This window comes from Streptomyces bambusae, assembly GCF_019400985.1.
GTDB lineage: Bacteria > Actinomycetota > Actinomycetes > Streptomycetales > Streptomycetaceae > Streptomyces > Streptomyces bambusae_A.
The window spans coordinates 1-1,458 of the sequence record NZ_WTFF01000629.1 but is presented as its reverse complement, the minus strand read 5'-3'; the positions used below and the strand labels follow the sequence as shown (position 1 = coordinate 1,458).

The window sequence follows — 1,458 nt, the reverse complement described above, 5'->3', positions numbered from 1 at the left end:
TCCGCCGACTGCCGCCGCCCGCCGGCGGCCGGGCGGCAGCCGGCAGCCGGCAGCCACCGCCGGGCGCCAGCCCCGCACCCGCACCCGCACCCTCGCCCTCGCCCCTCACACCCTCCGAGGACCAGACCAGATGGCACACATCGCATTCTTCAGCGTGGCCGCCCACGGCCACGTGTCGCCCACCCTCGGCGTCGTCGACGAGCTCGTCTCGCGCGGCCACCGGGTCTCCTACTTCACCACCGGGGCCTTCGAGGAGCGGCTGACCCGGCTCGGCGCCCGGGTGTTCCGCTACGACGTCGCCACCTCGCCCAGCCACTCCCCGCAGGCCTTCGCCGACAACGACCCCGCCGCCCTGCCCCTGTTCTTCCTCGCGGGCAGCGGCGAGCGGATCGCGTTCGCGGAGCAGTGCCTCGGCGAGGACCGCCCGGACCTCGTCGTCTACGACAACACCTCGCCGTTCGCCGGCCGTGCCCTGGCCCGCCGCTGGGGCGCCCGCGCCGTGCAGTTCTTCCCGAGCATCGCCTCCTGCCGCTCGTACGCCCTGATGGACGCGATGCTCGCCCGTACCGGCCGGTCGGCCGACCACGACGCCCACGCCGCCGCCTTCGACGCGCTGCTGCGGGAGTTCCTCGCCGGGGCCGGTCTCGACGGCGTGTCCGCCGAGGAGTTCATGGACTTCGAGGAGGAGCTGAACCTGGCCTTCTTGCCCCGCGCGTTCCAGCCCGCGGCCGACGGCTTCGGCGACCACTACCGCTTCGTCGGGCCCAGCCTCGGCGGCCGCGAGGCCGAGGGCACCTGGACCCCCGCGGACCCCGGCCGCCCGGTCGTCTACGTCTCGCTCGGCACCGTCTTCAACCGGGCCACCGGCTTCTACCGCACCTGCGTGGACGCCCTCGCCGACAGCGGCGCCCACCTGGTGCTGTCCATCGGCCACCAGGCCGACCCGGCCGCCCTCGGACCGCTGCCCCCGCACTGCGAGGTGCACTCCAGCGTCCCCCAGCTGTCCGTCCTGGAACGGGCCGCGGCCTTCGTCACCCACGGCGGCATGGGCAGCACCATGGAGGCCCTCCACCACGGCACCCCGATGGTCGTCGTCCCCCAGATGGTCGAGCAGGAGCTCATCGCCGACCGGGTCGCCGAACTGGGCCTGGGCCTGCGGCTCGACCCCGCCGACGCCACCGCCGAGCGCCTGGCCGCCGCCGTACGCACCGTCACCACCGACCCGGGCGTCGCCGCGGCCGCCGCCCGCGCCCGGCGGCTCACCCGCGAGGCGGGGGGGGCGGGGCCCGCCGCCCGCGCCCGCGCAGAACCCCCGCTCTGCCCCCCCCCCGGCGAGGGACCCGCGGTGAGACCGGGGGGAACAAACTCTCCCTCCGCCCGGGGGGCGGCGGCGCCCCCCCTGGCTGCGCCCTGCCCCCCCCCGGCGGACACGCCCCGCGCGCCCGCTCCCCCCCCCCC

The 1,458-nt window shown here is 77.2% G+C and carries 1 protein-coding gene; it reads left to right on the top strand.

Translation table 11 applies throughout. The features are described 5' to 3' along the window. Positions 1–130: 130 nt before the first annotated feature. The coding region (locus GPJ59_RS36180; protein WP_219672350.1) for a macrolide family glycosyltransferase at positions 131–1,458 on the top strand (1,328 nt) is incomplete at its 3' end.